The organism is Serratia sp. CY81684 (genome assembly GCF_052166595.1).
GTDB classification, from domain to species: domain Bacteria; phylum Pseudomonadota; class Gammaproteobacteria; order Enterobacterales; family Enterobacteriaceae; genus Serratia; species Serratia nematodiphila.
On the sequence record NZ_JBJNOO010000022.1, the window covers coordinates 1 to 817 of the forward strand.

An 817-nucleotide genomic window follows, 5' to 3' on the forward strand; every position below is an offset into this window, starting at 1 on the left:
GTTTCAATATCGACCGAGATAAAGCCTTCATGTTCAACGCTCATTTTTAACCTCGCTGGTGCGTGGGTGCTTGCCGCCGCCTTCCCAGTCGCGGGTGCGCAGCCACTGTTCAAAATAAAACAGCCAGAGCGACGCCCAGGGAATGATCGTGTCGCTGATTTTTAACTGGGCACGCCATTCGCTGAGCCCATCGTCGGCCTGTGAGCCAGGCAAAAACAGGCACAGCCTGGCGCCGGGAATATGCTTATCGGCGGGATACAGGTGCGGAATAGCCCGCGTACCGGCCAACGCGAAGAGATCCGGTTCTGTCACCACGCAAATCGGTGGGGTGAGCAGGCTATATCGGATCGCGACCTTGTAGCGGCGGCTGAACAGCGAGGGTTGCAGCCATCCTTCCCATAGCAGGGTGCGATCGTGATGGATAATGCGCAGCCGTTCATACGGGCTGCCGGCTTTCAACGCGTGATATTGCTGGGCGAGGGGCAGCGGTTTGCAGTGATGCTTGATAACCACGTTATTCACCGTAGAAGGTGTTTTTAGGCACGCTGGCATGGGCTGCCGTACTGGCGAGGCCGGTGGCAATCAGCCCGCCGGTTTTCTTATCAAGATGCAGGCTGCCTTGTTCTCTGGCCGACTGCATATGCTCCATCAGTCGTTGCCTGACGACATCGACCGGCGTTTTGCCGAAGCTGTCTTCGAGGCTCAGGAACAGGTTATCTTCCCCCACGCTGGCGGCGATGGTGTTAAACGTCGCCTGGGCCGCGGCATGCCACTGGTAAAAGGTTTCACTGCGCTGAGGGCCCTCATCCTGCTCTGA

At 57.9% G+C, this 817-nt stretch carries 1 protein-coding gene and 1 pseudogene; both read right to left on the reverse strand.

Annotated features, from left to right (window positions below; translation table 11 throughout):
* Positions 1–33 precede the first annotated feature (33 nt).
* The gene (locus ACJ8QF_RS25045; RefSeq protein WP_289528286.1) at positions 34–513 is read right to left on the reverse strand and encodes a hypothetical protein; all 480 of its coding nucleotides are present in this window, start codon (positions 511–513) and stop codon (positions 34–36) included.
* Position 514: 1 nt separating this feature from the next.
* Positions 515–817 (reverse strand): annotated as a pseudogene (locus ACJ8QF_RS25050) (nucleotidyltransferase domain-containing protein); the annotation flags it as partial.